This is a genomic window from Metabacillus sediminilitoris, assembly GCF_009720625.1.
GTDB classification, from domain to species: domain Bacteria; phylum Bacillota; class Bacilli; order Bacillales; family Bacillaceae; genus Metabacillus; species Metabacillus sediminilitoris.
Map to the genome: position 1 here is coordinate 4,178,160 of NZ_CP046266.1, position 26,325 is coordinate 4,204,484.

22 protein-coding genes, 1 other RNA gene and 1 other annotated feature are annotated in these 26,325 nt (G+C 36.5%); of the genes, 4 read left to right on the top strand and 19 right to left on the bottom strand.

From position 1 onward, the window contains the following. Positions 1-47: 47 nt before the first annotated feature. The 9 genes from GMB29_RS20145 to GMB29_RS20185 form a co-directional block, all read right to left on the bottom strand. Positions 48-179, bottom strand: coding sequence for a YrzQ family protein (locus tag GMB29_RS20145; protein WP_136351888.1), 132 nt, complete (start codon positions 177-179; stop codon positions 48-50). Positions 180-193: 14 nt separating this feature from the next. After that, positions 194-385: a hypothetical protein gene (locus tag GMB29_RS20150; protein ID WP_066334501.1), complete on the bottom strand. Its 192-nt coding sequence runs from the start codon at positions 383-385 to the stop codon at positions 194-196. Between the two features lie 21 nt (positions 386-406). Beyond that, positions 407-880, bottom strand: a complete 474-nt coding sequence (locus GMB29_RS20155) for a PRC-barrel domain-containing protein (protein WP_136351889.1) — start codon at positions 878-880, stop codon at positions 407-409. Between the two features lie 188 nt (positions 881-1,068). Continuing rightward, positions 1,069-3,447: an SF1B family DNA helicase RecD2 gene (gene recD2, locus GMB29_RS20160; protein ID WP_136351890.1), complete on the bottom strand. Its 2,379-nt coding sequence runs from the start codon at positions 3,445-3,447 to the stop codon at positions 1,069-1,071. A gap of 39 nt (positions 3,448-3,486) precedes the next feature. Next, positions 3,487-4,143 carry a tetratricopeptide repeat protein gene (locus tag GMB29_RS20165; protein ID WP_136351891.1) on the bottom strand — a complete coding sequence of 219 codons (657 nt, stop codon included), beginning with the start codon at positions 4,141-4,143 and terminating at the stop codon, positions 3,487-3,489. Between the two features lie 106 nt (positions 4,144-4,249). Then, the gene (gene mnmA / locus GMB29_RS20170) at positions 4,250-5,362 is read right to left on the bottom strand and encodes a tRNA 2-thiouridine(34) synthase MnmA (protein ID WP_136351892.1); all 1,113 of its coding nucleotides are present in this window, start codon (positions 5,360-5,362) and stop codon (positions 4,250-4,252) included. Positions 5,363-5,383: 21 nt separating this feature from the next. Beyond that, positions 5,384-6,523: a cysteine desulfurase family protein gene (locus GMB29_RS20175; protein WP_136351893.1), complete on the bottom strand. Its 1,140-nt coding sequence runs from the start codon at positions 6,521-6,523 to the stop codon at positions 5,384-5,386. 333 nt (positions 6,524-6,856) lie between these two features. Then, positions 6,857-7,276 carry a cysteine metabolism transcriptional regulator CymR gene (cymR, locus tag GMB29_RS20180; RefSeq protein WP_136351894.1) on the bottom strand — a complete coding sequence of 140 codons (420 nt, stop codon included), beginning with the start codon at positions 7,274-7,276 and terminating at the stop codon, positions 6,857-6,859. A gap of 10 nt (positions 7,277-7,286) precedes the next feature. Next, a complete protein-coding gene (locus tag GMB29_RS20185; protein ID WP_136351895.1) occupies positions 7,287-7,970 on the bottom strand; it encodes a YczE/YyaS/YitT family protein in 684 nt (227 codons plus the stop codon). A 272-nt stretch (positions 7,971-8,242) separates the two neighbouring features. On the opposite strand from GMB29_RS20185, the gene GMB29_RS20190 reads away from it, so the two are divergent. Then, positions 8,243-9,493, top strand: coding sequence for a replication-associated recombination protein A (locus GMB29_RS20190; protein WP_168733789.1), 1,251 nt, complete (start codon positions 8,243-8,245; stop codon positions 9,491-9,493). A gap of 275 nt (positions 9,494-9,768) precedes the next feature. Then, positions 9,769-10,389 (top strand): RsfA family transcriptional regulator, encoded by a 621-nt coding sequence (locus GMB29_RS20195; protein WP_136351896.1) that lies wholly within the window; start codon positions 9,769-9,771, stop codon positions 10,387-10,389. A gap of 329 nt (positions 10,390-10,718) precedes the next feature. On the opposite strand, the gene GMB29_RS20200 is transcribed toward GMB29_RS20195, so the two are convergent. The 5 genes from GMB29_RS20200 to GMB29_RS27115 form a co-directional block, all read right to left on the bottom strand. Then, positions 10,719-11,486: a tRNA threonylcarbamoyladenosine dehydratase gene (locus tag GMB29_RS20200; RefSeq protein WP_136351897.1), complete on the bottom strand. Its 768-nt coding sequence runs from the start codon at positions 11,484-11,486 to the stop codon at positions 10,719-10,721. Positions 11,487-11,658: 172 nt separating this feature from the next. Beyond that, a non-coding RNA gene (gene ssrS / locus GMB29_RS20205) (6S RNA) lies at positions 11,659-11,847 on the bottom strand. Between the two features lie 195 nt (positions 11,848-12,042). Then, the gene (aspS, locus tag GMB29_RS20210; RefSeq protein WP_136351898.1) at positions 12,043-13,809 is read right to left on the bottom strand and encodes an aspartate--tRNA ligase; all 1,767 of its coding nucleotides are present in this window, start codon (positions 13,807-13,809) and stop codon (positions 12,043-12,045) included. 22 nt (positions 13,810-13,831) lie between these two features. Beyond that, the gene (gene hisS / locus GMB29_RS20215) at positions 13,832-15,103 is read right to left on the bottom strand and encodes a histidine--tRNA ligase (protein WP_136351899.1); all 1,272 of its coding nucleotides are present in this window, start codon (positions 15,101-15,103) and stop codon (positions 13,832-13,834) included. A 161-nt stretch (positions 15,104-15,264) separates the two neighbouring features. Further along, positions 15,265-15,498, bottom strand: a binding site (T-box leader). A gap of 75 nt (positions 15,499-15,573) precedes the next feature. Beyond that, positions 15,574-15,747, bottom strand: a complete 174-nt coding sequence (locus tag GMB29_RS27115; protein ID WP_168733775.1) for a hypothetical protein — start codon at positions 15,745-15,747, stop codon at positions 15,574-15,576. Positions 15,748-15,884: 137 nt separating this feature from the next. On the opposite strand from GMB29_RS27115, the gene GMB29_RS20220 reads away from it, so the two are divergent. Further along, on the top strand, positions 15,885-17,666 hold the full coding sequence (locus GMB29_RS20220; RefSeq protein ID WP_136351900.1) for an N-acetylmuramoyl-L-alanine amidase family protein: 1,782 nt from the start codon (positions 15,885-15,887) through the stop codon (positions 17,664-17,666). 351 nt (positions 17,667-18,017) lie between these two features. On the opposite strand, the gene dtd is transcribed toward GMB29_RS20220, so the two are convergent. The 5 genes from dtd to GMB29_RS20245 all read right to left on the bottom strand — a co-directional run bounded on the left by dtd (position 18,018) and on the right by GMB29_RS20245 (position 24,541). Continuing rightward, a complete protein-coding gene (gene dtd / locus GMB29_RS20225) occupies positions 18,018-18,458 on the bottom strand; it encodes a D-aminoacyl-tRNA deacylase (protein WP_136351901.1) in 441 nt (146 codons plus the stop codon). A gap of 13 nt (positions 18,459-18,471) precedes the next feature. Beyond that, complete coding sequence (locus GMB29_RS20230) at positions 18,472-20,679, bottom strand: RelA/SpoT family protein (protein WP_136351902.1); 2,208 nt, start codon at positions 20,677-20,679, stop codon at positions 18,472-18,474. Between the two features lie 337 nt (positions 20,680-21,016). Further along, entirely contained in the window at positions 21,017-21,529 is a 513-nt protein-coding gene (locus tag GMB29_RS20235) for an adenine phosphoribosyltransferase (RefSeq protein WP_136351903.1), read from the bottom strand. Between the two features lie 16 nt (positions 21,530-21,545). Next, on the bottom strand, positions 21,546-23,903 hold the full coding sequence (gene recJ / locus GMB29_RS20240) for a single-stranded-DNA-specific exonuclease RecJ (RefSeq protein ID WP_136351904.1): 2,358 nt from the start codon (positions 23,901-23,903) through the stop codon (positions 21,546-21,548). A 344-nt stretch (positions 23,904-24,247) separates the two neighbouring features. Further along, positions 24,248-24,541, bottom strand: a complete 294-nt coding sequence (locus tag GMB29_RS20245) for a post-transcriptional regulator (RefSeq protein ID WP_136351905.1) — start codon at positions 24,539-24,541, stop codon at positions 24,248-24,250. A gap of 157 nt (positions 24,542-24,698) precedes the next feature. On the opposite strand from GMB29_RS20245, the gene spoVB reads away from it, so the two are divergent. Further along, complete coding sequence (gene spoVB, locus GMB29_RS20250) at positions 24,699-26,270, top strand: stage V sporulation protein B (RefSeq protein WP_136351906.1); 1,572 nt, start codon at positions 24,699-24,701, stop codon at positions 26,268-26,270. Positions 26,271-26,325: the final 55 nt, after the last annotated feature.

Below are 26,325 nucleotides of genomic sequence, written 5' to 3' on the forward strand. Positions count from 1 at the left end.
AACTTTCACAAAAAATAAGAAGCTGACATTTGTCAGCTTCTTATTTTTTAAAACATTTTCATAATGCGTCTTCTCATTTTCTTCATCGAACGATTTGATGTCATGTTAGAGTTACGAGCAAAATAATATGCTGCAGCACCTACACCCATAGATACTATTGAGGTTACAGTACGATTCAAGACCTATCTCCCCTTTACATGCTTATTGATCGTTCATCATCAGAAAATAAATCATCAAGCGAACTTAACGTTCCATCCTCTTCAACTTGATGTGTTAGAATCTTCCCTTTCGCGACAGAAAGTTCAATAAAACAGCTCCAGCAGTAGTATTGATTCACACCGATCTTCCCTAGGTCTTTGCTTTTACAATTTGGACACGATAACAAACGGGCACACCTCTTTTATATTCATAGGTCGATGACGATTGTATCTTTGCCTATTGTTAGTGGTTCTCCTGAAGCTTTAACCACTTTTTTTCCTTCAGCAATGTCAGCAAAAAAACCATCCGTCAATTCGTATGCCTCAATTGTGCCCATTTGTTCGGAAAAATATACATCTTCTAATAATCCAAGTCGTTCTCCGTCTTTCGTAAGAACTGTTTTAAAATGGATATCATCATATGTGCTGTATGTGTAGTTCCCTCTCATTTCTTGTATCGAGAGTAACTTGTTCTTATCATCAACCATAACACCGTTCTCTCCAAGTGCATGGATCGAATGAATAGGAACAAATCGATCACGCTGAAACAGTCCTTTCCCTTCGATCATCAAACCGTGAACAAAGCCATTGGAAGATAAACATAAATTTGTAACATAACCTAAAATGTTCCCATCATGATTACTATATACCGGTAGGCCTTTTAGCTTTGAAAATGTTCGCAAAGAAAATCCCCACCTTTCCGAACATTACTATCTTTAGCCTACAGCCATAAAGTCATACGGTGTAACGTTTTCCATTGAAGGTAATGAATAAAACCTAAATTTATAAACATTTCTAGCTTCGTAAAAATCAATTTTGACCAGTATTAACCATTCGATAATGATCATGACAAAGATCGTTTTTATGCGTTTTATTCGACAATCTCCATAAAATCATATGGTGTTATGTTTTCCATGCCGATATTTGCATCTTCAATAGGAAATGGAAGTTCCTTCTGTAGTTCATCGATTTCATCGACTTCTGAAGATCCGCATAGTTTTTGCATAAGACTCGTTTGTCTTTCTGAACTATCACTATTAGAAATTCCCCACTGCAGGGCATCTTTTTCTCCGCATATAACTAAAGAACGTTTACTCCTTGTAATAGCTGTATAGATTAAGTTGCGCCTCAGCATGCGATAATAACCTTTAACGATTGGCATGACAACAATCGGGAATTCGCTCCCTTGTGATTTATGAATAGAACAGCAAAAAGCATGAGTAAATTGGTTGAAATCTTGTTTTGTGTATGTAACCTCGTTTCCATCGAAGGAGACAACAATCATGTCTTGTTTTTCAGTATTTTCCTTCGCATAAAAAATAGAAACAATCTCCCCTATATCACCATTAAAGACATTGCTATCAGGTTGATTCACGAGCTGAAGAATTTTATCCCCATTTCGATACATCACCTCACCAAACTGCATTTCTCTCTTACCTGGTGTTTTTGGATTAAATAACTCCTGAAGTAATTTGTTTAACTGATCTATCCCAGCTGGACCTTTATACATAGGAGCCAATATTTGCACATCTTTTGCTGTGTATCCTTTATTAATTGCGCTTTTAATGACCTTTTCAATAACTTCTTTCATTTGTGCTTGAGAACATTGAATGAAGGAACGGTCTGATGTGGGTGCTGTAATGTTTTGCGGCAATCTTCCTTGTTTGATATCATGTGCAAGTTCAATAATCGATGAGCCTTCAGCTTGACGATATATATCTGTTAAGCGAACTGTAGGAATGATATCTGATGCTAATAAATCACGAAGAACTTGTCCAGGTCCTACAGATGGGAGCTGGTCTTCGTCACCTACCATTACAACTTGAATATTCTCAGGCAAAGCTTTAAACAATTGGTTTGCAATCCATATATCAACCATTGAAACTTCATCAACAATAAGAAGTTTTCCTCCAATAGGATTATTTTCATCATGCTCAAATCCATCTGCCCCATTCCACTTTAATAAGCGATGAATTGTTACGGCTGGCATACCAGTTGCTTCACTCATTCGTTTTGCCGCACGCCCTGTTGGTGCAACAAGCAAGATAGGAAATGACTCTTCTTTCTTATAATCCTGTGGATCAAGTGAACATCCGTGCAAATCAGCATATAATTCGACTATCCCCTTGATAACAGTTGTTTTACCGGTACCAGGTCCCCCTGTTAATAAAAGCATAGGTGACATTAAAGCCTTTTGGATAGCATCTCTTTGAGTGGGGGCATACTGAACTTTCATTTTATCTTCTAAATGACCTAGTGATAGTAAAAATTCAGACTCTGGAAAAAGATCCTGATATTCAGTTTGCTCTAGTACTTTCTTAATATTTTTAACCAATCCTTGTTCCGCATAATAAAAAGTGGGAAGATACACTCTTTCTTCTTCAACAATGATTTTCTTTTCATTTCCTAGAGCAATGATTTCATTTGCAATTTCAGTTTCATGAATGGTCTCTTGTTTGGAATGATCAAGTAATTCCTTTGTTTTGACAATTAACTGTTCCAAGGTTAAAAAAACGTGACCTTCCTGTAAGCATTGGTAATCAATACTATAGAGACATGCTGCTTTAATACGTTCAGGACTTTTCCCTGATATTCCAATTTGCTGTCCTAACTCATCAGCACGTATAAAACCAATTCCTTCTACATCATTTACTAATTGATAGGGATTTTCTTGGATGATTGTTAACGTTCGATCCTGATAAGCCTGATAGACTTTCATGGCAAGCTGTGGTCCAAATCCAAATTGATTTAAAGATATCATGATTTGTTCAAGCCCTTGATGTGAAATAAGCGCATCAACTAATTGCTTTGCTTTATCTTTATTTACTTTTGGTATAGTATCTAACACCTGGGGATTTTGAAGGATTTTAGTAATGGCTGATTCTCCAAGCTTTTCAACGATCGCCTCTGCTGTCTTTTTGCCTATCCCTTTAAAAAGATCACTTGACAAGTATTGAATAATCCCTTCCTTTGTTTCTGGGACTTCTTTTCGAAAATGTTCTGTTTGAAATTGTTGACCAAACTTTGGATGATTTGTTAGTGAGCCAAAAAAGGTATAAGTCTCATCTTCATGCAGGTGCGGAAAATAACCAGTGACGGTTATTTCTTTATCTTCAATCTCTTCACTTGTTTCATGTATTCTTACTTTTAACACAGAATATAAGTTTTGCTCATTGTGAAAAATGACAACCTTTACTAATCCCTTTACATATCGTTCATTTTCCCCAAATAAATCCGCACTTTCCTGCATGAATCTGTTCTCCTCTCTACCTTCGAAAAATCGATTGTCCTATTCGTTATTTGTTGTAATAATTTTCAAGGCATGACCAGCTAATAAATGATCAGGTTGAATTTGTAACGCTTTTTCTAGCATTTGTTTCGCTTGATCCCCATCTTCTTTAAAAGCATATGCAACACCAAGATTATAATAAGCATCTGCATGCTGATCATCTAATTTCACAACTTCTTGAAATTGGATTAATGCATCATCTACTAAATCCAATTGTGCTAAACATAACCCATATTGAAATCTTGCATCTTTATCTTGTTCATTCAATTCCACAGCACGTTGAAAATAAGGCAGTGCAAAGCGGTTTTGATTAAGATTAACTAAACTCATCCCTATCATAAAATGTAAATCACCTTGATCCAACCCTTTTTTCAACGCTTTTTCAAACATATTCTTCGCTTCTTCATAATTTTCTAGATTAAAATAAACATTTCCTGCTCCATAATAAGCTGTTGCTGCATTAGGCTCTAATTCAAGTGCTTTCTCATAAAACTTTAATGCTTTTTCAAGTTCATTTACAGCAGAAAGCAAATTTCCAAAATTGATGTAGCTAATAGGATCATCAGGATTTGCTTCAATTGCATCCGAAAAAATCGTTGCTGCTTTCTCAAAATCACCCTTTTGCATTGCTTCGATTCCACGTTGATTCGTATCCATTATGTATAACCCTCTTTCAAAATTTCGAAATAATATCTTATCTTTTCATATGTAAAAGGGGCTGACTAAACAACTCGTCACCCCCTTTTACGATCATAACTTACCTTTACCCTACATACCACAGCTTTTCACCATTTTTGAAGACATCATCAATTGTTCCGCCTCCAAGACATACTTCACCATCATAAAAGACGACAGCTTGACCTGGTGTAACTGCACGAATTGGTTTTTTAAATGTCACCTTTGCTGTTGTTGGATCAATCATATGAACGACAACTTCATTATCTTCTTGACGATAGCGAAATTTAGCAGTACAAGTTAATTCAGAAACAGGTTTTTCAGAAACCCAACTAACATTTGTAGCAATGATCGAATCTGAATATAAAAGTTCATTATGAAAACCTTGATCAACATATAACACATTATTTTTTAAGTCTTTTCCAATAGCAAACCATGGATCACCACTACCGCCAATACCAAGACCATGTCGTTGGCCGATTGTATAATACATGAGTCCCTCATGTTTTCCTTTAATTTCACCATCAAGTGTTTGCATATTTCCAGGCTGAGCTGGTAAATAACCGCTTAAGAATTCTTTAAAGTTCCGTTCACCAATAAAGCAAATCCCAGTACTGTCTTTCTTAGTAGCAGTTGCTAAATTAGCTTTCTTTGCTATTTCACGAACCATAGGTTTTTCAATATCTCCTAATGGAAACATAACTTTTGAAAGCTGTTCTTGTCCTAATTGATTAAGAAAATATGTTTGATCTTTGTTTTCATCTATACCGCGAAGCATTTTGTATTCACCATCAAGATATTCCACTCTTGCGTAGTGACCTGTTGCTAAATAATCTGCTCCGAGTGACATCGCATGATCTAAAAATGCTTTAAATTTGATTTCTTTATTACACATAACATCTGGGTTAGGTGTTCTTCCCGCCTTGTATTCATCTAAGAAATACGTAAATACCTTATCCCAATATTGTTTTTCAAAATTTACTGCATAGTATGGAATACCGATTTGATTACATACTTCTATCACATCGTTGTAATCCTCTGTCGCTGTACATACACCATTTTCATCTGTGTCATCCCAGTTTTTCATAAAAATTCCAATTACATCATAGCCTTGCTCTTTTAAACGAAGGGCCGCAACTGAGGAGTCAACTCCACCTGACATCCCAACTACGACTCTAATATCTTTAGGATCTTTTTCCATCCTATTCACCTCCCAAATACTCTAAGCTGTAACTCTTTTAATAATTTTTGCGATTTCATGTGCTGCATATTGAATATCTCCAGAATTTAGTCCATAACCGAAGCTAAACCGGATAGAAGAAATAATTCGATCAGATTCTTTACCGAACATAGCAACTAATACATGTGATGGGTCAACAGAACCTGCTGTACATGCTGAACCACTTGAAGCTGCGATCCCAGCTAAATCTAAATTTACTAATAATGATTCAATATGTGTTTTTGGGAAATATAGATTAAATACATGAGGTAATCCTTCCAATAAACCGTTGATCTCATATTGTAGGTTGTGTTCATCGAATATCGCAATCATGTTCTTCTTATATGATTTGTATTGTTTTGTTTTTTGTTCACGTGTATTTAATGCAAGCTCTGCAGCCTGACTAAACCCGTAAATACCTGCAACATTCTCAGTGCCTGCTCTGCGTTTAAGCTCCTGTTCTCCACCATATAGAGATGGTTGAAGCTTAATTCCGGATTTTGCAAATAGAAAACCGACACCTTTTGGTCCATTTATTTTATGAGCTGAAACCGATAAAAGGTCAACACCTAATTCATTCACATTTATTTTTTCTAAGCCATAAGCTTGTACTGCATCAGTATGGAAAATTGCATGATGATCTTTTAATAATTCAGCAATCTCCCGAATTGGCTGTATGGAACCAACCTCATTATTCCCATACATAATTGAAACAAGGATCGTTTGATCTGTTAAGTGTTTCTTAACTTGCTCAGGAGTAATTAATCCATGCTCATTAACAGGCAAGTATGTTACTTTATATCCATTACCTTCAAGAAACTTACAAGCATGAAGAACAGCATGGTGCTCAATTTGAGTTGTAATGATGTGATTTCCTGCATGCTTATTCGCTAATGCAGTACCAATAACTGCGAGATTGTCAGCCTCTGTACCACCGCTTGTAAAAATAATTTCAGTTGGTTTCGCTCCGATCGTACCAGCTAGCGTTCTTCTTGATTCGTCTAAAATACGTCTAGCCTCTCTACCGAATGAATGGATACTTGATGGATTACCGAAGTTTTCGATCATAATCGGCATCATTTTCTCAGCGACTTCTGGATGAAGCGGGGAAGTTGCAGCATGATCTAAATAAATTCGTCTCACCAAAAACGCCTTCTTTCTTAATATCAATCAAACATACTATTTGATAGAGGCTACATTAGGATGCCCCCGTTTTTCTATTCAATAACACAAGACGATGTTACCTAAAACATAGTAAGCAGAAGTGCGAGTTGCAGTATAGACAGGAAATCGTGTTTTTACTGTCTTAAGCTTGTCGTGGCTAAACAGCAGCTTCCGCTTTTCTGATTGTCTAGCTCCAGCTGCCCCTCGAGGTCATAAGCCATTCAGAAATTGAAGGTAAAATACACCTTCTATTTCTGAATATCTGCTTGCCGGGGCTAAACAGGCGCTTCCGCTTTTCTGATAAATACCATTTTAAATATAAAACATATAAGGTTCTTGGCCGCCATCTTCTGTGTAGCTTGCAAGGTCTTCTAGTGTTGTGTTATCTATGACATCTACTACCGCATCACGAATTCGTATCCAAAGTTCCCTTTTCGCAGGCTCTTCATCCTCTAACACTTCAACTGGACTAATAGGTCCTTCAAGAACACGTATAATATCACCTGCTGTAATGTTTTTCGGTTCGTCTCCTAAAATATAACCGCCATATGCACCTCTTATGCTTTTTACAAGCCTTGCATTACGTAACGGAGCAATTAATTGCTCTAAATAATGCTCAGATAAATCATGTGATTGTGCGATACTTTTTAAAGATGTTGGCCCTTCTCCAAACTTACGTGCCAACTCTATCATAATTGTTAACCCATAACGTCCTTTTGTAGATATTTTCATCCAAACACTCCTATATGTTCTGATCTAGGAACTCGCCTCTCGGTAAATTCCCTCTTTCACGATATTGTTTGTTTAATATTCGGTCTGTTGTTTTTTGACAAAACGGAATCATAATCCCTGCTATATATCCGATTGTTACAGTTGTAATAATCGTTCCAATAAATACTGGTCCACCTAAAAACCAACCAATTATTAGTACAATGATTTCGATACTGCCTCTTATTAGAGAGATTGATTTTCCCGTTATTGCAACAAAGGCCATCATTAAACTATCCCGAGGACCTGCACCAATTTTAGCAGAAAGGTACAATCCCATTCCATAGCCTAATACGACAATTCCTACCATCAGCATAATCAATTGTCCGATAAATGATTCAGGCGTTTGAAGAAAGGGAATCATTAAATAAAGATCCATAAAGATCCCAACCGATATCATATTAATAAATGCCCCTAATTGTGGAGGCTTTTTCGTTAATAATGTTGTGAATATAAGTACCAGTGCACCAATAATAATTGACCATGTTCCAATCGTTAATCCGAATTGATAATAAAGGCCAATGTGCAGGACATCCCATGAGGAAACCCCTAAATCAGCTTTAATCGTTAATACGACACCAAATGTCATGATTAAAAGCCCAATAAAATATATACTCCATTTTATTAAATGAGTATAACAACTTTTCATTTTCTCCATGAAGATCCCTCGATTCATAAGTTGAAAACTCTAGGTGCTACTAAACCCAAATATGGATCATCTAAGAATGTGCGGTCATTTTTGAGTTCTTTCTTTGAACATTAGCCATTATAGCATATTATTAACTTATTAGGCACTTAAACCAACTTTACTGCTAGGACATATTGTTCTCAATGTGATTTTTCATTACTTACCTATTTATCTATTCCACATAACAAAGTCATTTTTATCCGTTTGGAGTGTTTATTTTGAAACAACCTTTAGCATATCGAATGAGACCAAAACGATTAGAAGATATTATTGGACAGACGCATTTAGTTAATGAAGGCAAGATCATTCATCGAATGGTAAAAGCCAAGCATTTGTCTTCAATGATTTTATATGGTCCGCCTGGTGTAGGAAAAACTTCGATCGCTACAGCGATAGCAGGCAGTACCAAAACAGCATTTCGAAAGCTGAATGCAGTAGTAAACAATAAGAAAGATATGGAAATTGTTGTTGAAGAAGCGAAAATGTCTGGAAAAGTCATTTTAATTTTAGATGAAGTACATCGCCTTGATAAAGCAAAACAAGATTTTTTATTACCATATTTAGAAAACGGAATGATTATTTTAATTGGGGCTACAACAAGTAACCCTTACCATGCAATCAATCCAGCCATTCGGAGTAGATGTCAAATTTTCGAACTACATTCTCTAAATGAGCAAGATATTAAAGAGGCATTACATAGAGCCATAGATGATAAGGAAAATGGCTTAGGCAAACAAAATATTGTCATTGAAGAAAGTGCTCTAAATTATTTTGCTCAAAGCAGTGGAGGAGATGTTCGCTCTGCATTAAACGCTCTTGAGTTAGCTGTATTATCGACAGAAGCAGATGAGAATGGCGTAATAAATATTGATGTATCGATCGCTGAGGAATGTCTGCAAAAGAAAAGCTTAGTACATGATAAAGACGGGGATCCCCACTATGATGTCATTTCTGCCTTTCAAAAATCGATTAGAGGTTCTGATGTAAATGCAGCCCTACATTATCTAGGAAGACTCATTGAAGCAGGCGATCTCGTTAGTTTAAATAGAAGATTATTAGTCATTGCCTACGAAGATATTGGACTTGCAAGCCCACAAGCAGGCCAACGAACATTAGCAGCAATAGAAGCATCTGAACGATTAGGGTTTCCTGAAGCTAGAATTCCACTTGCGAATGCAGTTATTGAATTATGCCTTTCACCGAAATCAAATAGTGCATATAAAGCATTAGATACTGCCATTGCAGATATTCGGGCTGGAAAAATTGGAGAAGTGCCACAACATCTAAAGGATGCACATTATCAAGGGGCAAAATCGTTAGGCCGAGGTATAGATTACTTATATCCTCATGACTATGATAATGGCTGGGTAAAACAACAATATTTACCAGACCGTTTAAAAAATAAAGTTTACTATGAACCAAAAAAGACGGGTAAATTTGAGTTAACACTTAGTCAGGTTTATGAAAAGCTTTTAAACCAACAAAGAAAGTAATTAGCATCCTTGATCAATATGAAACTACTAACTTGAATAAAAGGGAGAGTTTCGGAGACGCTAGAATTAAATGACTGTCAGAGTATACTTTTAGGAGACTTCCATCTGTGAGTGGTACCCTTATCCTATTCACAAGTGCCACATTTTGTGGCTTTCGCCTGACTAAGTCGTCGAATCTTACGGACAAAACTCCCTCCACCTTTCTTTTTTACTTCAGACTCATCTTGAGGCAGAGGTGCTAGTGCACGTCACGATTGGGATAATAGGAGGATATCATGAAGAGTAGACAAGATGCTTGGACACATGATGATGATTTACTTCTTGCAGAAACTGTGCTGCGACATATTCGTGATGGCAGTACACAGGTTGCTGCTTTTGATGAGGTCGGTGATCAATTAAATCGAACCTCTGCAGCATGTGGCTATCGGTGGAACGCTGAAGTGCGTGGTCAATACTTACAAGCTGTTGAGCACGCAAAAAAAGAAAAAAAAGAAAAAAAGCGTTTGGCTCAAAGTAAAAATATGAAACTTGAACAAGTACAAAAAAACGCCAAAAAAAATGGTGAAAAACTAAAAACATTGAAACGTAAATCAGATAAGAACGAGGAAATTCCTATCAGGCAAGAGACGATTCGAACTCTCACCTTAGATGATTGTATCGATTTCTTGCAGAATTATCCAGATAGAAATAACCTGGAATTAAGGGATGACAACAAGCGTTTAAAATTGGAAAATCAAAAACTAAAGAAAAAAAATGAAGAACTGAGATTAAAATACGAGCAAAGTATGCAGCATAGCCAAAAAATTGAACATGATTATAAATTGCTCATGAGTATTCTCAACCAAGCAAAAAATATGTCTGAACTTGCAGAAGAATCCTGCCATAACATACATTAGGAACATAATATACACACTTTTATATTTTAATGTATCTAGAAATTTAACAGTTAGACTGTTTTCGCAAACTTTGTTGCTATGTACCAAGTAATGCGGCGTGGTTGATTGCAGCGAGAGGATGCTCGCTTTTTAGCAGGGCGGGCGGTGAGCCTCCTCGACCGTAATCGCCTATGGGTCTCACCTGTCCCGCTACTCCCCGCAGTAGTCTCGTAATCTACGCCAATCAACCTTAAATAGTTTTCGTTTTAAAAGCAACAATCTCTTAGAAAAGAGCCAACAGTTTATAATTCCAAGACAAAATAAAAAAGAGACTAAAAATAGCCTCTTTCTTATTTTTCATCCTTCACTCGAACAATTTTTATTGTTTTTAATAAATCCGTAATAACATACCCACCCATAATTAACCCAGCAACTGATGGAACGAAGGCATTAGAGGATGGCGGCATCTTAGCCTTTCGAATTTGTGCAGCATCATTGCCTACTTCTTTTCTGACCTCTTCACGAATGACAATTGGACTTTCATCTGAGAAAACAACTTTTATTCCTTTGCGAATGCCGTCTTTACGCAACCGTGTACGTATCACCTTAGCAATTGGATCTGTATGCGTCTTTGAAATATCAGCCACTTGGAATCGGGTTGGGTCCATTTTATTTGCTGCACCCATACTAGAAATAATCGGTATATTTCGATTTAAACATTCTTTCATTAAATGAATCTTATAAGAAATCGTATCCGAAGCATCAATGACATAATCAATTTTATAATGAAAAAACTGCTCATACGTTTCTTCTGTATAAAACATCTTAAGAGAGATAACATCGCAATCAGGATTTATGTCCTTAATACGCGCCTCCATTAAATCAACTTTTGGCTTGCCAACTGTTGATAATAAAGCATGAATTTGGCGATTAACATTCGTTATATCAACATCATCTTTATCAACTAAAATAATTCTGCCTACTCCTGATCTTGCAAGGGCTTCAGCAGAAAATGAACCAACCCCGCCGACTCCTAGAACAGCTACTGTACTATTTTTAAGGATATCCAATCCTTCTTTTCCTATTGCTAATTCATTACGAGAAAATTGATGTAGCAATTACCTCACTCCATTTACAATCCAATTAAATTCACAAACATAAATAATGACAGTATTTTTACCCGAAAACGAATATAACATACATACTTAGAAAAGCAAGTTTTTTTACAAGAAAAACATAAAGGTCTGACTCCTCAATAAGAGATGTCAGACCCTAAATTAAAGCTTATGTAGTAGTCCCAATCGTGCCGTCGCCGTTTCCCTCGTTTTGATCCCGCCCTTAGCAGGTGGGTGCTTTATTCCAGAGGTTTGTAAGTCCTCAAGTACGAGTTAGAGGCATTTACGCAGGTCCAGAAACCCAAGCTCCCGTATAAAAAATGTTAGGTCAAAACTAGGTGTACAACGAACACATCAGGACTGTGTTTTCGGTTTGGAAATAATAAAATTCTTTTACTAAGGAAAACACTTCGACATCCAGCTCCAGCGACTAGTCCCTTGAGGTCTTTTGCTTGTCGGGGCTGTTCAAGTCGCTTACGCTTTTGATCGTTATTTTTTAAAATAATATCATATCGAAAAACTCATTTCAAGATCTTGACAAAAGAGAATGTTCCCTCAATTAGTCACGTAATTCAATATTTAATTCTTCTAATTGTGCTTCACTTACAGCACTAGGGGCATTTGTTAACAAATCGCTTGCACTTGCTGTTTTAGGGAATGCAATTGTATCTCTTAGGTTTGTACGACCAGCTAATAACATTACAAGTCTGTCTAAACCAAGTGCGATACCGCCATGTGGTGGTGTACCATATTCAAATGCTTCTAGTAAGAATCCAAATTGTTCTTTTGCTTCTTCTTCGGTGAAGCCTAAGAGTTTGAACATTTTTTCTTGTACGTCTTTTTCAAAAATACGGATTGAACCACCGCCAAGCTCATAACCATTCAGAACGATATCATATGCCTGTGCTTTCATATTACCCGGATCTGTATCAAATAAACCTAAATCTTCTCTGGCTGGCATTGTAAATGGATGATGTGCAGCATAATAACGCTTTGTAGCCTCATCATATTCAAGTAATGGCCAATCAATAACCCAAAGGAAGTTAAATTTGCTTTCATCAATTAATTGCAAATCTTTCCCAAGCTTTAAACGAAGTGCTCCAAGTGCATCTGCAACGACTGATTTTTTATCTGCAACAAACACAAGTAAGTCTCCGATTGTCGCATCCATTGTTGTAAGCAGCCCTTTTTGTTCATCTTCTGTAAAGAATTTAATAATCGGTCCTTTTAATCCATCTTCTTCCACTTTAAGCCAAGCTAGTCCTTTTGCTCCATAAGGTGCAACAAATTCAGCTAAAGTATCCATATCTTTTCTAGAGTATTTATCAGCTGCGCCTTTAACATTTATCGATTTTACTTGACCACCGTTCGCGACAACCGAGCTAAATACTTTTAATCCGCTGTCCTTTACAATTTCACCTACATCAACAAGCTCTAAGCCAAAGCGTGTATCAGGCTTGTCTGAACCAAAGCGGCCCATTGCTTCATCATAAGGCATTCTTTGAATAGGAAGCTCAATATCAACGCCTTTTGTTTCTTTCATAATTCTTGCCATCATTTGTTCTGTCATTGACATAATATCATCTTGACTCATAAATGAAGCTTCAATATCAATTTGTGTAAATTCAGGTTGACGGTCAGCACGTAAATCTTCATCACGGAAGCAACGAGCAATCTGATAGTACTTATCAAAGCCAGACACCATTAACAATTGCTTGAAAATTTGTGGTGATTGTGGCAAGGCATAAAATTCACCTTCGTGCACACGGCTCGGAACTAAATAATCACGTGCACCCTCTGGTGTGCTTTTTGTTAAAATAGGTGTTTCAATGTCTAAGAATCCCTTTTCATCAAGGAAATTACGCATTGATTTTGTTACGTTATGACGCATTTGAATCGTATTAAACAATGCTGGTCTTCTTAAATCAAGGTATCGATATTTTAAGCGCACATCTTCTGATACTTCTTCTGATTTGTCATCAATCATAAATGGCGGGTTTTTTGCTGCATTAATGATCGTTACATTCTCAACTAAAACCTCAATTTTTCCAGTTGGGACATTTGGATTAACTGTTTCTTCATCACGTAATACAACTTTCCCAGTTATATCTAATACATATTCACTTCGTACTCTTTCTGCTATTGCTAATGCTTCTGCGGAAATTTCAGGATTAAAAACAATTTGCACAACACCTGTGCGATCACGAAGATCAATAAAAATGACTCCTCCTAGATCACGTCTTTTTGCTACCCAACCTTTTAATACGACTTTTTCTCCAATTGCTGACTCTGGTACTTCTCCACAATAATATGTACGGCCAAACATGGGATCCTCTCCTTTTGCTCTATTAAATAGTTTGTTGTTTTAAGTAAGTAATTAGTTGATCTATGGCGATTTCTTCTTGTGAACCAGTTTCCATATTTTTTACAGCTATGACATTCTTTTCGAGCTCATCATCACCTAAAACCGCAACATATTTTGCATGATGGCGATCTGCCGCTTTGAATTGAGCCTTCATTTTCTTATCTTCATAGTCTTTTTCAGCCCGTAACCCAGCGTTTCTCATTTCAAAAAGTAATGAGACAGCACGGTCCTTTGCTTGATCCCCCATTGTCACGATATAGCAATCGATATCAGATGAAATTGGTAAATTGACTCCCTCTGCTTCAAGTGCTGCTAAAAGACGTTCAATACTTAATGCAAACCCAATTCCAGGTGTTTCAGGTCCACCAATTTCTTGTGCCAAACCATTATAGCGACCGCCTCCACATAGTGTCGTAATCGCGCCAAACCCTTCAGCATTGCTCATAATTTCAAAAGCTGTATGATTATAATAATCCAAGCCTCTTACAAGACCAGGATCCACTTCAAAAGAAATCCCATTTGCAGTTAAATATTGTTGCACTTTATTAAAATAAATTTTTGATTCTTCATTTAAAAACTCAAGAATAGATGGAGCTGTTTTCATCAATTCATGGTCGCGATCCTTTTTACAATCCAGTATTCGTAAAGGATTTTGCTTTAATCGATTTTGACAATCAGAACAAAACTCACCAATTCTTGGCTCAAAATGTTCAATTAATGCCTGGCGATGTGCATTGCGGCTATCGCCGTCACCTAAGCTATTAATGACAAGCTTTAAGCTTTTTAAACCTAACGATTGATATAATGACATTGCAAGAGAAATAACTTCTGCATCAATTGCAGGATCATTACTTCCAAGTGCCTCAATACCAAATTGGACAAATTGGCGATACCGCCCAGTTTGCGGACGTTCGTAACGGAACATTGGCCCAATATAATAGAGTTTAGTTGGTTGTGATGGATTAGCATATAGCTTTTTCTCCACAAAAGAACGAACGGTTGAAGCTGTTCCTTCAGGTCGTAACGTTATGCTTCTTCCTTTTTTATCTAAAAACGTGTACATTTCTTTTTGAACGATGTCTGTACTTTCACCAACACCTCGAGAAAATAACTCTGTATGTTCAAAGATCGGCGTACGAATTTCCTTATACTGGTATCTGTTACATAAATCACGTGCAGTATTTTCAATAAACTGCCATTTCTCAACTTCTCCAGGTAAAATATCCTGAGTTCCTCTAGGAATCTGGAATGACATACTTTCTCCTCCTCTTCTAAAATCTTAGGTGCATTAACAACAGCCCTTTTATGCAAAGTCAATCTCGCTACGTTAATCACAAAGACAGCTATTACTCGACCTGTAGACCTTAAGCATTACAAAAAGTTCCTTCAAACACAAAAACTCCCGTCTCTACATAATGTAGGGACGAGAGTTATACCCGTGGTTCCACCCTAGTTGAAATAGCCATACTTGCCACTTCCACTTGAACAGTTAACGCCTGTAACGTTCTCATCTACTAAACAATTGGTTTTTCGAAGAGAAACCTAAGGAGTGTTTTTCAATAAGTCATCATGTAGAAATGCTTTCAGCCTAGGACATTTCCTCTCTATTCATGTGTAGTCTTATTTACTTTTCTCCCTCAATGGTTCAAAGTCTATGTAATGAATGATAATTGAATCAGTACGTATCGAATTTTATCTTATCATACGAGTTATTGACGTACAATGTCAAGAACGATTTAAATGTTTTTTCAAACTCCTCACTTGCTCAAGTGAAATACCAAATTCTGATGCAAGTTCCAAGGACGTATCATTCTGTTCTTTTACCATAAAATCATGAAAATCAACTCCATAAACATCTTTACGAGAGTGCATTAGCTCCCCTTTTTCACTATTACGCATCAACTTTTCCTCCTTGTCAAAAAGGTCATTAGCAATAGTTTTTCCTAATTTGGAAGATTTTATTTCAACTTTTTACAGGATTGTCGATATTACTAGAGAAATGGTTAATTAGCAACTATAAAAAGGAGGATTTATATTTGATTAAGAAAGGAATGATCATATACATATGTATGACTCTTCTCTTTGTAGCTGCATTTCTACATACGGAAAAAGGATCTGCAGCAAATGATCAGGTCATTATCAATGTTGATCTATTAAATGTGAGAAGCAATGCAGCTCTTACTTCGTCTGTTACCGCAAAGGTAAAAAAGGGACAAGTATATGATGTTGTCGAAAAGAAGAATGATTGGATAAAAATCAAGTTATCGAGAAATTCAACCGGATGGGTAGCAGGATGGCTTGTTACTCAGAAAAAAACGTCAGCCACATCTTCCTCCACTCAATCCATTACTAGCGGCAGTGGCACAGTTGTTTCAAATGCAACCGGATTAAGATTTCGCTCGGGACCGGGAACTTCATTTGGTGTTATCGGGGTATTTGAAAAAGGAAAAACGGCAGCTTATTTAGAAAAGAGTGGAGAATGGATTAAAATCTCCTATTCAGGAAAACAAGGTTGGGTATCTTCTGATTATGTGAAGCTAAACACTTCTAATCAAAATTCAAATACAGCATCAAGTATGAATAAAAAAGCTAGTGTAAATGCAACTTCTTTGAATGTAAGAAAGACACCTTCTGCATCTGGTGTTCGAGTGGGCAGTTTAAAAAAGAATGCTACTGTGACAGTTGTCAAAGAACAAAGCAATTGGATGCAAATCAAAACCAATAGTCTTCAAGGCTGGGTGCATAGTGATTATTTAAAATTCGATTCTATTGATTCAGCTAAAACACCTTCTGAAGATTCATCGTCAACTAACTCAAATAAATTAAATACAAGCGGTACTGTAACAGCTACTTCACTCACTGTTAGAAATAGCGGAGCTTTAAGCGGTAAGGTTGTTGGATCTGTTCGTAAAGGGACAAAGGTAACCATTATAGAGGAAAAGAATGATTGGTATAAAATTAATTATGGTACGAATAAATCAGGCTGGGTTTCTAGCAGGTACATTTCAAAAACTGCTGATTCCAGTAATAATCCTTCCAATAACGACAGTAAAAAGAAAGTAAAAATTATTTATGATGGTACAAACATTCGTTCAGGAGCCTCAACAAATTATAGTGTAGTAAAAAGGGCTAATAGTGGAGACTTATTTGAGATTATTGAAACTGTTGGAGATTGGTATAAAATAAAGCTCGGAAATAGTAATACAGGTTATATAGCAGGCTGGGTTGTAGAAGCTAGCGGTGTTCAATCCCCTGTTACTAAACCTGGATCTGAACAATATGTAAAAGGCAAAACAATTGTAATTGATCCAGGGCATGGAGGACAAGATAGTGGTGCTGTGGGAAGCCGAGGTACACTTGAAAAAAATCTAACTTTAACGACTGCTAAATTAGTTTATAATAAGCTAAAATCAGCTGGTGCAAATGTTTCTCTAACACGTTCAAATGATACATATATTAGTCTAAATTCTCGAGTAAGCACTTCACATTATCGAAATGCTGAAGCCTTTATAAGCATTCATTATGATAGTACAGCTGATAGAAGCGCTAATGGGACAACTACATATTATTACAATACATTAAAAGACGGGCCATTAGCATCTACAATGAATACAGAAGTAGTAAAACAAACAAAACTAAAAAACCGCCGTAAAAAATTCGGAAACTTCCATGTATTACGAGAAAATAAAAAACCTGCGGTACTTTTAGAACTAGGATTTTTAAGTAACCGTACTGAGGAAATAACAATAAATACTTCTAGTTATCAAGAACGGGTCTCACAAGGGATATTTAATGGCTTAACACAGTATTTCAAATAAGAAAATACATAAGAAGCTATTGTAAGGAAAAAGCTCTTAGCGGGGCACAAAATAAATAGATAAAACGAACACTATCTTTAGTATAGGCTATTTTCGTACAAATTGTTGTTTTTTAAAACGAAAACTATTTAAGGTTGATTGGAGCGAAAGTGCGAGACTCCTGCGGGAGCAGCGGGACAGGTGAGACCCCGCAGGCGCCGAGGAGGCTCACCGCCCGCCCCGCGGAAAGCGAGCATCTGGAGCGGAAATTAACCACACCGCATTACTTGGTAAATAGCAACAAAGTATGCGAAAACAGCCTTCGTATAAAAAAGGTTAGGTCTCACCTCCAATAGGTGAGACCTAACCTTTTTATTTGCTCTCTATAATTAGTGTCACAGGACCAGCATTTGTAAATTGAACATCCATCATCGCTCCAAATTTTCCTGTTTCCACGTGTAAACCGATTTGCCTTAATTTCGCATTAAATACCTCGTAGAGGTCGTTGGCAAAGTCTGGTCTTGCAGCATTCATGAAGTTTGGGCGTCTTCCTTTTCGACAATCGCCGTATAATGTAAATTGTGAAACAGATAAGACTTGTCCATTTACATCTAATAACGAATCATTCATTTTACCTGAAGCATCTTCAAAGATTCTTACATTTGCAATTTTCTCTGCAAGATATTCAGCATCTTCTTGTGTATCATCATGTGTAATTCCTACCAGGACCATTACACCATTTTCAATTTGACCAACAACTTTTTCTTCTACTATTACTTTAGCGTCCTTTGCTCGTTGTATAACTACTTTCACAATTTACCCTACCTTAATTCATCATTCTTCGTACAGAATAAATATCTGAGATTTGCTTAATTCGTTCGACCACTTTTTGCAAATGATTTATATTCGATATTGAAATGGCCATGTTAATTGTTGCAACTTTATTTCGATCAGATTTACCTGATACTGAGGAAATATTTGTTTTCGTCTCATTTACTGCTTGTAGGACTTCATTTAGTAATCCACGACGATCATACCCTAAGATTTCGATTTCCACATTGTATTCTTTTTTACTTGATGATGGTTGATTTTCCCATTCGACATCAATTAATCGCTCTTTCGCATCCTCAGTGTGAACATTTGTACAATCTTCACGGTGAACAGAAACCCCTCGTCCTTTTGTAATAAAGCCGACAATATCATCACCAGGTACAGGATTACAGCACTTAGATAAGCGTATAAGTAAATTATCAATGCCTTTTACTTGAACACCTGCATCACGCTTTCTAGCAGATGATGAAGAAATATGTTTTGCTTCATTTATCACTTCTTTGATATTTTTAGCCTGTTCTTCTTGATCGCGTTTTTTACGCATCTTTTCTGTTAAACGATTTGCAACTTGTAAGGCAGTGATACCGTTATATCCGACAGCCGCATACATATCCTCTTCATTTGAGAAATTAAACTTTTCAGCTACACGCTGTAAGTTTTCGTCTGTTATGACTTCTTTTACATCGAATTCAAGGTTCTTGATTTCTTTTTCAACTAATTCTTTTCCTTTTTCAACGTTTTCTTCACGGCGCTGCTTTTTAAAGAATTGACGAATTTTATTTTTTGCTTGAGATGTTTGCGCAAGTTTTAACCAATCTTGACTTGGTCCATAGGAATGCTTTGACGTTAATATTTCAATAATGTCTCCTGTTTTCAGCTTATAATCTAATGTCACTATTTTTCCATTTATTTTCGCACCGATTGTTTTGTTTCCTATTTCTGAATGTATGCGATAGGCAAAATCAATCGGTACAGATCCTGATGGTAACTCAATGACATCTCCTTTAGGAGTGAAAATAAAAACCATATCAGAAAATAAATCAATTTTTAACGATTCCATGAATTCCTCAGCATTTGTAGCATCATTTTGGAATTCTAATATCTCTCTAAACCAAGATAATTTTTTATCTAATGTTGATTTATCATCAATTTCTTTGCCTTCTTTATATGCCCAATGGGCAGCAATACCAAACTCAGCGATTTGATGCATTTCAAACGTACGAATTTGAACCTCAAGTGGATCACCTTTAGGTCCGATCACTGTTGTATGGAGCGACTGATACATATTAGGCTTTGGCATAGCAATATAATCTTTAAATCGGCCAGGCATAGGCTTCCAGCATGTATGGATGATTCCTAACACAGCATAACAATCTTTAATACTATTTACGACAATCCGAACAGCTAATAAATCATATATTTCATTAAACTGTTTGTTTTGAAGGACCATTTTCCGATAGATGCTATAAATATGTTTTGGACGCCCTGAAAACTCAGCTTCGATGTTCACTTCTGCAACGCGGTCACGAACTTCTTCAATTACTTGATCTAAATACTCTAAACGTTCTTGTCGCTTCCTCTTCATTAAATTAACAATTCGATAGTATTGTTGAGGATTTAAATAACGTAGCGATGTATCTTCAAGTTCCCATTTTATTTTAGAAATCCCTAAGCGATGTGCTAGTGGAGCAAAGATTTCTAGCGTCTCATTTGAAATACGACGCTGTTTTTCCTGTGGTAAATGCTTTAATGTCCTCATGTTATGAAGCCGGTCTGCAAGCTTAATTAAAATTACACGGATATCTTGTGCCATCGCCACGAACATTTTTCGATGGTTTTCAGCTTGCTGTTCTTCTTGTGATTTATATTTAATTTTTCCTAATTTTGTAACACCATCGACGAGCATGGCTACTTCATCACCAAATTCTCCACGTAGGTCGTCGAGGGTAATATCAGTGTCTTCCACTACATCATGTAAGAATCCACCTGCTATAGTAGATGGATCCATCTCTAATTCAACTAATATCCCAGCAACTTGAATTGGATGGATGATATATGGTTCACCTGATTTTCGAAATTGTTCACGATGTGCTTCCTCAGCAAAGTCATAGGCGCGTTGAATAAAAGCGGTATCGTCAGCTGAAAGATAGCGCTGTGCCTTTTCAATCACTTGCTCGGAAGATAATACTTGTTCGTTTGCCATGGAATCACCTTTTTTATTATAAAAACTTTAATATGACCTACACTATTCAAAACATTTTTGTCTTGAGTAATAATATTTAATAATGAAATAAATAATTGTTAGAAGTTTTACTATATTGTAACTATTATCAATAAAAAAATAGTAGATGTAAAGAGGAATCATTGTTGCTTATAAAAAAAGCACCCTTTAAGAGTGCTTCAATTGAAATAAAAAATGAAATAAATCCAAACTTAGCCTACATCCCTGGGATGTAGACACACATGAATACATATCTAAAAATACTATTCATGTGTGTTTAATGTGCAGGGCTAAAATAAAGCCCTCTTTCCCGAGTTTCTTAAAATTCCATTAATGTTAATACATCATATCCATCTAGTAATTTTCGTCCATCTAAATAGGATAATTCGATTAGAAAAGCAATTCCCGCAACAACTCCACCAAGTTCTTCAACAAGCTTGATAGTTGCCTCGATTGTGCCTCCTGTTGCAAGTAAATCGTCCGTAATTAATACTCGTTGACCAGGTTTAATGGCATCTTTATGAATGGTTAAAACATCTTTCCCATATTCAAGACCATATTCAACACGAACAACCTCACGCGGTAATTTTCCTTCCTTGCGGACAGGAGCAAAACCAACGCCAAGTGAGTATGCAACTGGACATCCAATAATAAAACCACGTGCTTCAGGACCAACTACAAGTTCAATTTGTTTTTCACGAGCATATTTAACAATTTGATCTGTAGCATATCTATACGCATCACCATTATCCATTAATGTTGTAATATCCTTAAATTGGATACCTGGTTTTGGATAATCAGGTACGACTGTAACGAATTGCTTTAAATCCATTTTTCTTTTATCCTCCTTATACAAATACATGCGGATTCGTAGCTGTAAATCTTTCTTCAAACCATTCTTTAAGCTGCATGTAAGATGTATATAATAACGTTTTTTCTAGTTCGATTTGCATTTGCTTTTGAGCATATGTTTTCGATTCTGCCAGGTCTCTTTTTTGAGACGAAGATTTTGTCGTAATAACACCATTCTCTATTGTAACAAATTCTAGATCAAAAAACACCTGTGACATAAATTCAATTGTTTCTTTTGACCATCCTTTATGCATTGCAAGTTGCTCACCATGTTCTTCTAGCTTAAATGGGCCTTTTTTTAAGAGAAAACCATAATACCATTTAAAATGTTCTCTTGTTGGAATTGTCGAAAAAAAGTGATCTGCTTCTTGTTGGAGCACAGAATATATTCTATCAGGTTTTCCATGAGTAAATAACGATTCAAGTAGATCAAGTGAAGAAGGAATATCTAATAGGACAAGATTTTTATTTTTCACGTCCATTTGCTGAGCATTAGACATTGAGTCAACAAAGACCGTATTCTTTTGAAAACCTTGTTTTTTCAATTTCTCAAATATAGAAAATCTATACGTAATAATCAAAGTGTTTTCGTTTAATGCAACTGTTTTTAATAATTTTTCAACATTTCGAGTTCCTCTGAAGTCAAACAGCTGCCAGCTATCTACCTTTACATCCTGAAGCATTAATTGCGGTTTTCTAAAGTTATTCCATTCGTTGATCGATAATTCCCCAATTGCAGATAAGGTAACAGCTGGTGATAATTCATCATGAATATGTCCTAATCCAAAGCCAACACTATCTAATTGATGTTCTTCTTGCTCAAAGACGAGCTTTAGATGATTTTGTTCTGCCCCAATTTTGCGCACATTCGCTAATGTTACATTCTCGACTTTAATAACAGGTTTTGGATTGTACATCCCAAAAGGTGCGAGCTGTTGCATTTCCTCAATAGCTTTTAAGGTAATTTCCTCCAGATTACAGCTTATATCGACCTTTGTAATTGGTGTAAAGTCATCATCTGATAAAATACTCTCTGCATTTTTCACTAAACGTGTTCTTAATAAGTCTACATTTTCCAATTCAAGTGTCATCCCTGCTGCCATTGGGTGTCCACCAAAATGCGGTAAAATATCTCGGCAGGTTGAGAGATTTTCAAATAAATCAAATCCTACAATACTTCTTGCGGAACCTTTTGCAATACCTTTTTCTTTATCAATACTAAGGACAATTGTTGGTCTGTAAAAGCGTTCAACTAATCGTGATGCGACAATCCCGACAACTCCTGGATTCCACCCTTCCCTAGCAATAACAAGAACTGGATTTTCGGCAATTGGAAAATTTGTTTCTACTTCCTCAATTGCTTCATCTGTCATAGAGCTTACAATTTTTTGACGTTCTTTATTTAATGAATCTATTTCTTGTGCAATATCAAAAGCTTCTTCAGAGTCATCTGATAATAATAAGTCAACTGCCGGATCTGCAGACTGGAGACGGCCGACCGCATTAATACGAGGCGCTAAGGCAAAGCCAATTGTATCTTCGTTAATCTCTGAGCTATTAACTTTTGCAATTTTTAATAATGCTTGTAATCCTATGCGTTTGGTTGTTTTCAATTGATTAATACCCTTTTTGGCGATAAGTCTATTTTCACCATGAAGTGGGACAAGATCTGCAATCGTTCCTATCGCTGCAACTTCTAATAAATCTGATGGCAGTTCGCCGAGAAGGGCGTGGCTTAATTTGAAAGCAACTCCAACACCAGCTAAATCCTTAAAAGGGTATGAACATTGTGGTTGCTTCGGATGAATTATAGCTAACGCAGAAGGTAAAGTAGGGCCTGGTTCATGGTGATCAGTAATAATAAGATCCACACCAAGCTCTCTTGCGATATCAGCCTCATGTACGGCTGCAATACCTGTATCGACTGTGATGATAAGGGTAAACCCGTTATCATGTGCTTGTCTAAATGCTGTTTCATTTGGCCCGTATCCTTCAGTAAATCGATTAGGTATATAAAAATCAGCTATTGCTCCTAATTTTCTTAAAGTAGTTAACAGAACTGTTGTGCTACTCACACCGTCTGCATCATAGTCACCATAGATTAATATTTTTTCTTGGGCTTCGATCGCTTTCATTATTCGGCGTACAGCCTTGTCCATATCTTTTAATAAAAAAGGATCGTGAAAAGCCTTTTGTTCCGCTTGTAAAAATTCACGAGCTTCTTGAGTTGTTGTAATGCCGCGATTAACGAGTAGTGATGCAACTAGACGTGTAATCGACAATTCATCTATTAGTGTATTAATTAAAGATTCATCAGATGTTTGTACGACCCATCTGGTTTTAGGTTTTAACATAGTTTCACCCCTCAATCATCTCATTATACAAGAGTGATCAAGGGGTTTCAATTTAAGCTTTATGGAAGATTAGAAAAGCGGAAGCGCCTTGTTCAGCCCCGACATGCATAAGACAATCCATAATAGAAGGCGTTCTTTGCCTTCAATTATGGAGTGGCTTATGACTCGAGGGGCTAGGCGCTGGAGCTAGACACTTAGAAAAGTGAAAGCGCCTTGTTCAGCCCCGACATGCTTAAGACGATTCATAAATATAAGGCGTTCTTTGTCTTCAATTATTTGAGTGGCTCATGACTTTAGTGGATTAGAGCTGTAATAGACCAAAAACTAAATAACTTTCAATACTTCTAGATTAACCCTTTTAATAAATCTTTCCCTTCTTCACTTTCAAACCATTTTGATGATTTAAATGATTCAACTGTAGCATAATTCATAAAATCACCGACCCTGAGAGCTAGTACATCACGAACCACTTCATGTACAGAAAGTTCCGGCGTTTTCTTCCACTTTTTATTTTTTAGAAACGCCCATATCTTTTCTTCTGTTACATCTTCATACCCGAGAATATTAAATTCCTCAAGCTTGCTTATAATTGCAGGTTTCACATGATCTTTGAAATCATCAAATGGATGTTTTTCCATAGGGTTTCTGCTCCTTTTTATCTAAAAAATTTTTATATGTAGATGTCATCAAACTGTTCTTCATTATAATCTCTTTAGAACTTGTCATGCTTGGCCTATTAACCCGCATATAGTAATTGTAATTGATTAAATGTTACTTGAGAAGGCAGGGGGAAAAATGTCAAAGCAAACATTTCTAAAAGGAACTCTTGTTTTAATTTTAGCAGGGTTTATTACGCGTGTCCTCGGTTTTATCAATCGTATCGTATTAGCACGCTTTGTAGGTGTTGAGGGTGTAGGCTTATATATGATGGCTGTTCCTACACTAAGTCTCGTTATTACAATAACTCAACTAGGTCTGCCAGTTGCTATTTCAAAGCTTGTTGCAGAAGCAGAGGCACAGGGAGACCAACGTAAAATAAAAAAAATACTTGTTGTTTCCTTATCAGTAACAGGGACTTTAAGCATCCTTTTCACTCCTGCTTTAATTTTACTTGCTCCTTTTTTATCTGAAAATATATTTACTGATAATCGAACTTACTGGCCACTTATTGCGATTACTCCAGTTGTCCCAATTGTGGCGATTTCTTCTGTCATTCGCGGCTATTTTCAAGGCAAACAAAACATGCGTCCCGCTGCAGCTTCACAAGTATTAGAGCAGGTTGTAAGAATATCATTAGTCGCCCTTTGTACAACTGCTTTTTTACCGTACGGAATTGAATACGCAGCAGCAGGGGCAATGATTTCATCCGTTATCGGTGAACTTATATCTCTCATTTATTTAGCAGCGATGTTCAAATTTAAAAAGAAAATAAAAATTCGCAGGAAATTTTTTAAATCTGTTAAGAATGGGAAAGAGACATTTAATCAATTGATGAGCATTGCCCTCCCAACAACAGGAAGTCGATTTATTGGGTCCATTTCTTGGTTTATTGAGCCAATCGTTGTAGCAAATAGTTTGGCAATTGCTGGAGTTGCAACAGCATTGGCAACAAAGCAATACGGTGGTCTCTCAGGGTATGCCCTGCCATTATTAATGCTTCCATCTTTTATTACATTTTCTTTATCAACATCTTTGGTTCCAGCGATTAGTGAAGCCATGGCCCAAAACAAATTAAAGCTTGTTGAACATCGCTTACAACAGGCACTAAGATTATCAATTGTTAGCGGGGGCTTAGCATGTGTCGTATTATACGTGTTTGCCGAACCTTTAATGATCGTCATGTACGGCAGTAGTCAATCTGCAATATTCGTGCAAATTATGGCTCCCTTCTTTATTTTTCATTATATCCAAGGACCATTACAAGCGGTTTTACAAGCACTTAACTTAGCAAAAGCGGCAATGGTTAATAGCTTAATAGGTGCAGCGGTTAAAACGGCGTTAATTTTTGTATTAGCTACAAGGCCATCGCTTGGGATCCTTGGAGCAAGCTTAGCTATTGTGATCGGAATGATGCTTGTTACCTCTTTACACTTTGCTACTGTAATGAAAGTCATTCCATTTACTATCTATATCAGGGACTATTTAAAAAGCGGTTTGACGATGATTATTTCAGGAGTTAGTGGATTTCTTGTTTATGAAAACATCTTGATTCATAGTTCTTTCGTGCTTAGATTGATGATTGCATTATGTGTGACAACTATTATTTACTGTATACTCCTTTTACTCTTAAACTTGGTAGAAAGGGATGAAGTGAAACGAATTCCTTATATCGGAGTGCGTCTGGCAAGATTTATTCCTGTGAAATAATTTTTAAAAAACAGACGGATTTTTTTACCGTCTGCTTTTGTCATTCGCATAAATA

Bases quoted from the DNA above. Each gene is read 5' to 3' on its own strand.
- recD2 (WP_136351890.1), bottom strand. From the start codon at position 3,447: ATGCAGGAAAGTGCGGATTTATTTGGGGAAAATGAACGATATGTAAAG.
- GMB29_RS20165 (WP_136351891.1), bottom strand. From the start codon at position 4,143: ATGGATACGAATCAACGTGGAATCGAAGCAATGCAAAAGGGTGATTTT.
- mnmA (WP_136351892.1), bottom strand. From the start codon at position 5,362: ATGGAAAAAGATCCTAAAGATATTAGAGTCGTAGTTGGGATGTCAGGT.
- cymR (WP_136351894.1), bottom strand. From the start codon at position 7,276: ATGAAAATATCTACAAAAGGACGTTATGGGTTAACAATTATGATAGAG.
- GMB29_RS20185 (WP_136351895.1), bottom strand. From the start codon at position 7,970: ATGGAGAAAATGAAAAGTTGTTATACTCATTTAATAAAATGGAGTATA.
- GMB29_RS20190 (WP_168733789.1), top strand. From the start codon at position 8,243: ATGAGACCAAAACGATTAGAAGATATTATTGGACAGACGCATTTAGTT.
- GMB29_RS20195 (WP_136351896.1), top strand. From the start codon at position 9,769: ATGAAGAGTAGACAAGATGCTTGGACACATGATGATGATTTACTTCTT.
- aspS (WP_136351898.1), bottom strand. From the start codon at position 13,809: ATGTTTGGCCGTACATATTATTGTGGAGAAGTACCAGAGTCAGCAATT.
- hisS (WP_136351899.1), bottom strand. From the start codon at position 15,103: ATGTCATTCCAGATTCCTAGAGGAACTCAGGATATTTTACCTGGAGAA.
- GMB29_RS27115 (WP_168733775.1), bottom strand. From the start codon at position 15,747: ATGCGTAATAGTGAAAAAGGGGAGCTAATGCACTCTCGTAAAGATGTT.
- GMB29_RS20230 (WP_136351902.1), bottom strand. From the start codon at position 20,679: ATGGCAAACGAACAAGTATTATCTTCCGAGCAAGTGATTGAAAAGGCA.
- GMB29_RS20235 (WP_136351903.1), bottom strand. From the start codon at position 21,529: ATGGATTTAAAGCAATTCGTTACAGTCGTACCTGATTATCCAAAACCA.
- recJ (WP_136351904.1), bottom strand. From the start codon at position 23,903: ATGTTAAAACCTAAAACCAGATGGGTCGTACAAACATCTGATGAATCT.
- GMB29_RS20245 (WP_136351905.1), bottom strand. From the start codon at position 24,541: ATGGAAAAACATCCATTTGATGATTTCAAAGATCATGTGAAACCTGCA.
- spoVB (WP_136351906.1), top strand. From the start codon at position 24,699: ATGTCAAAGCAAACATTTCTAAAAGGAACTCTTGTTTTAATTTTAGCA.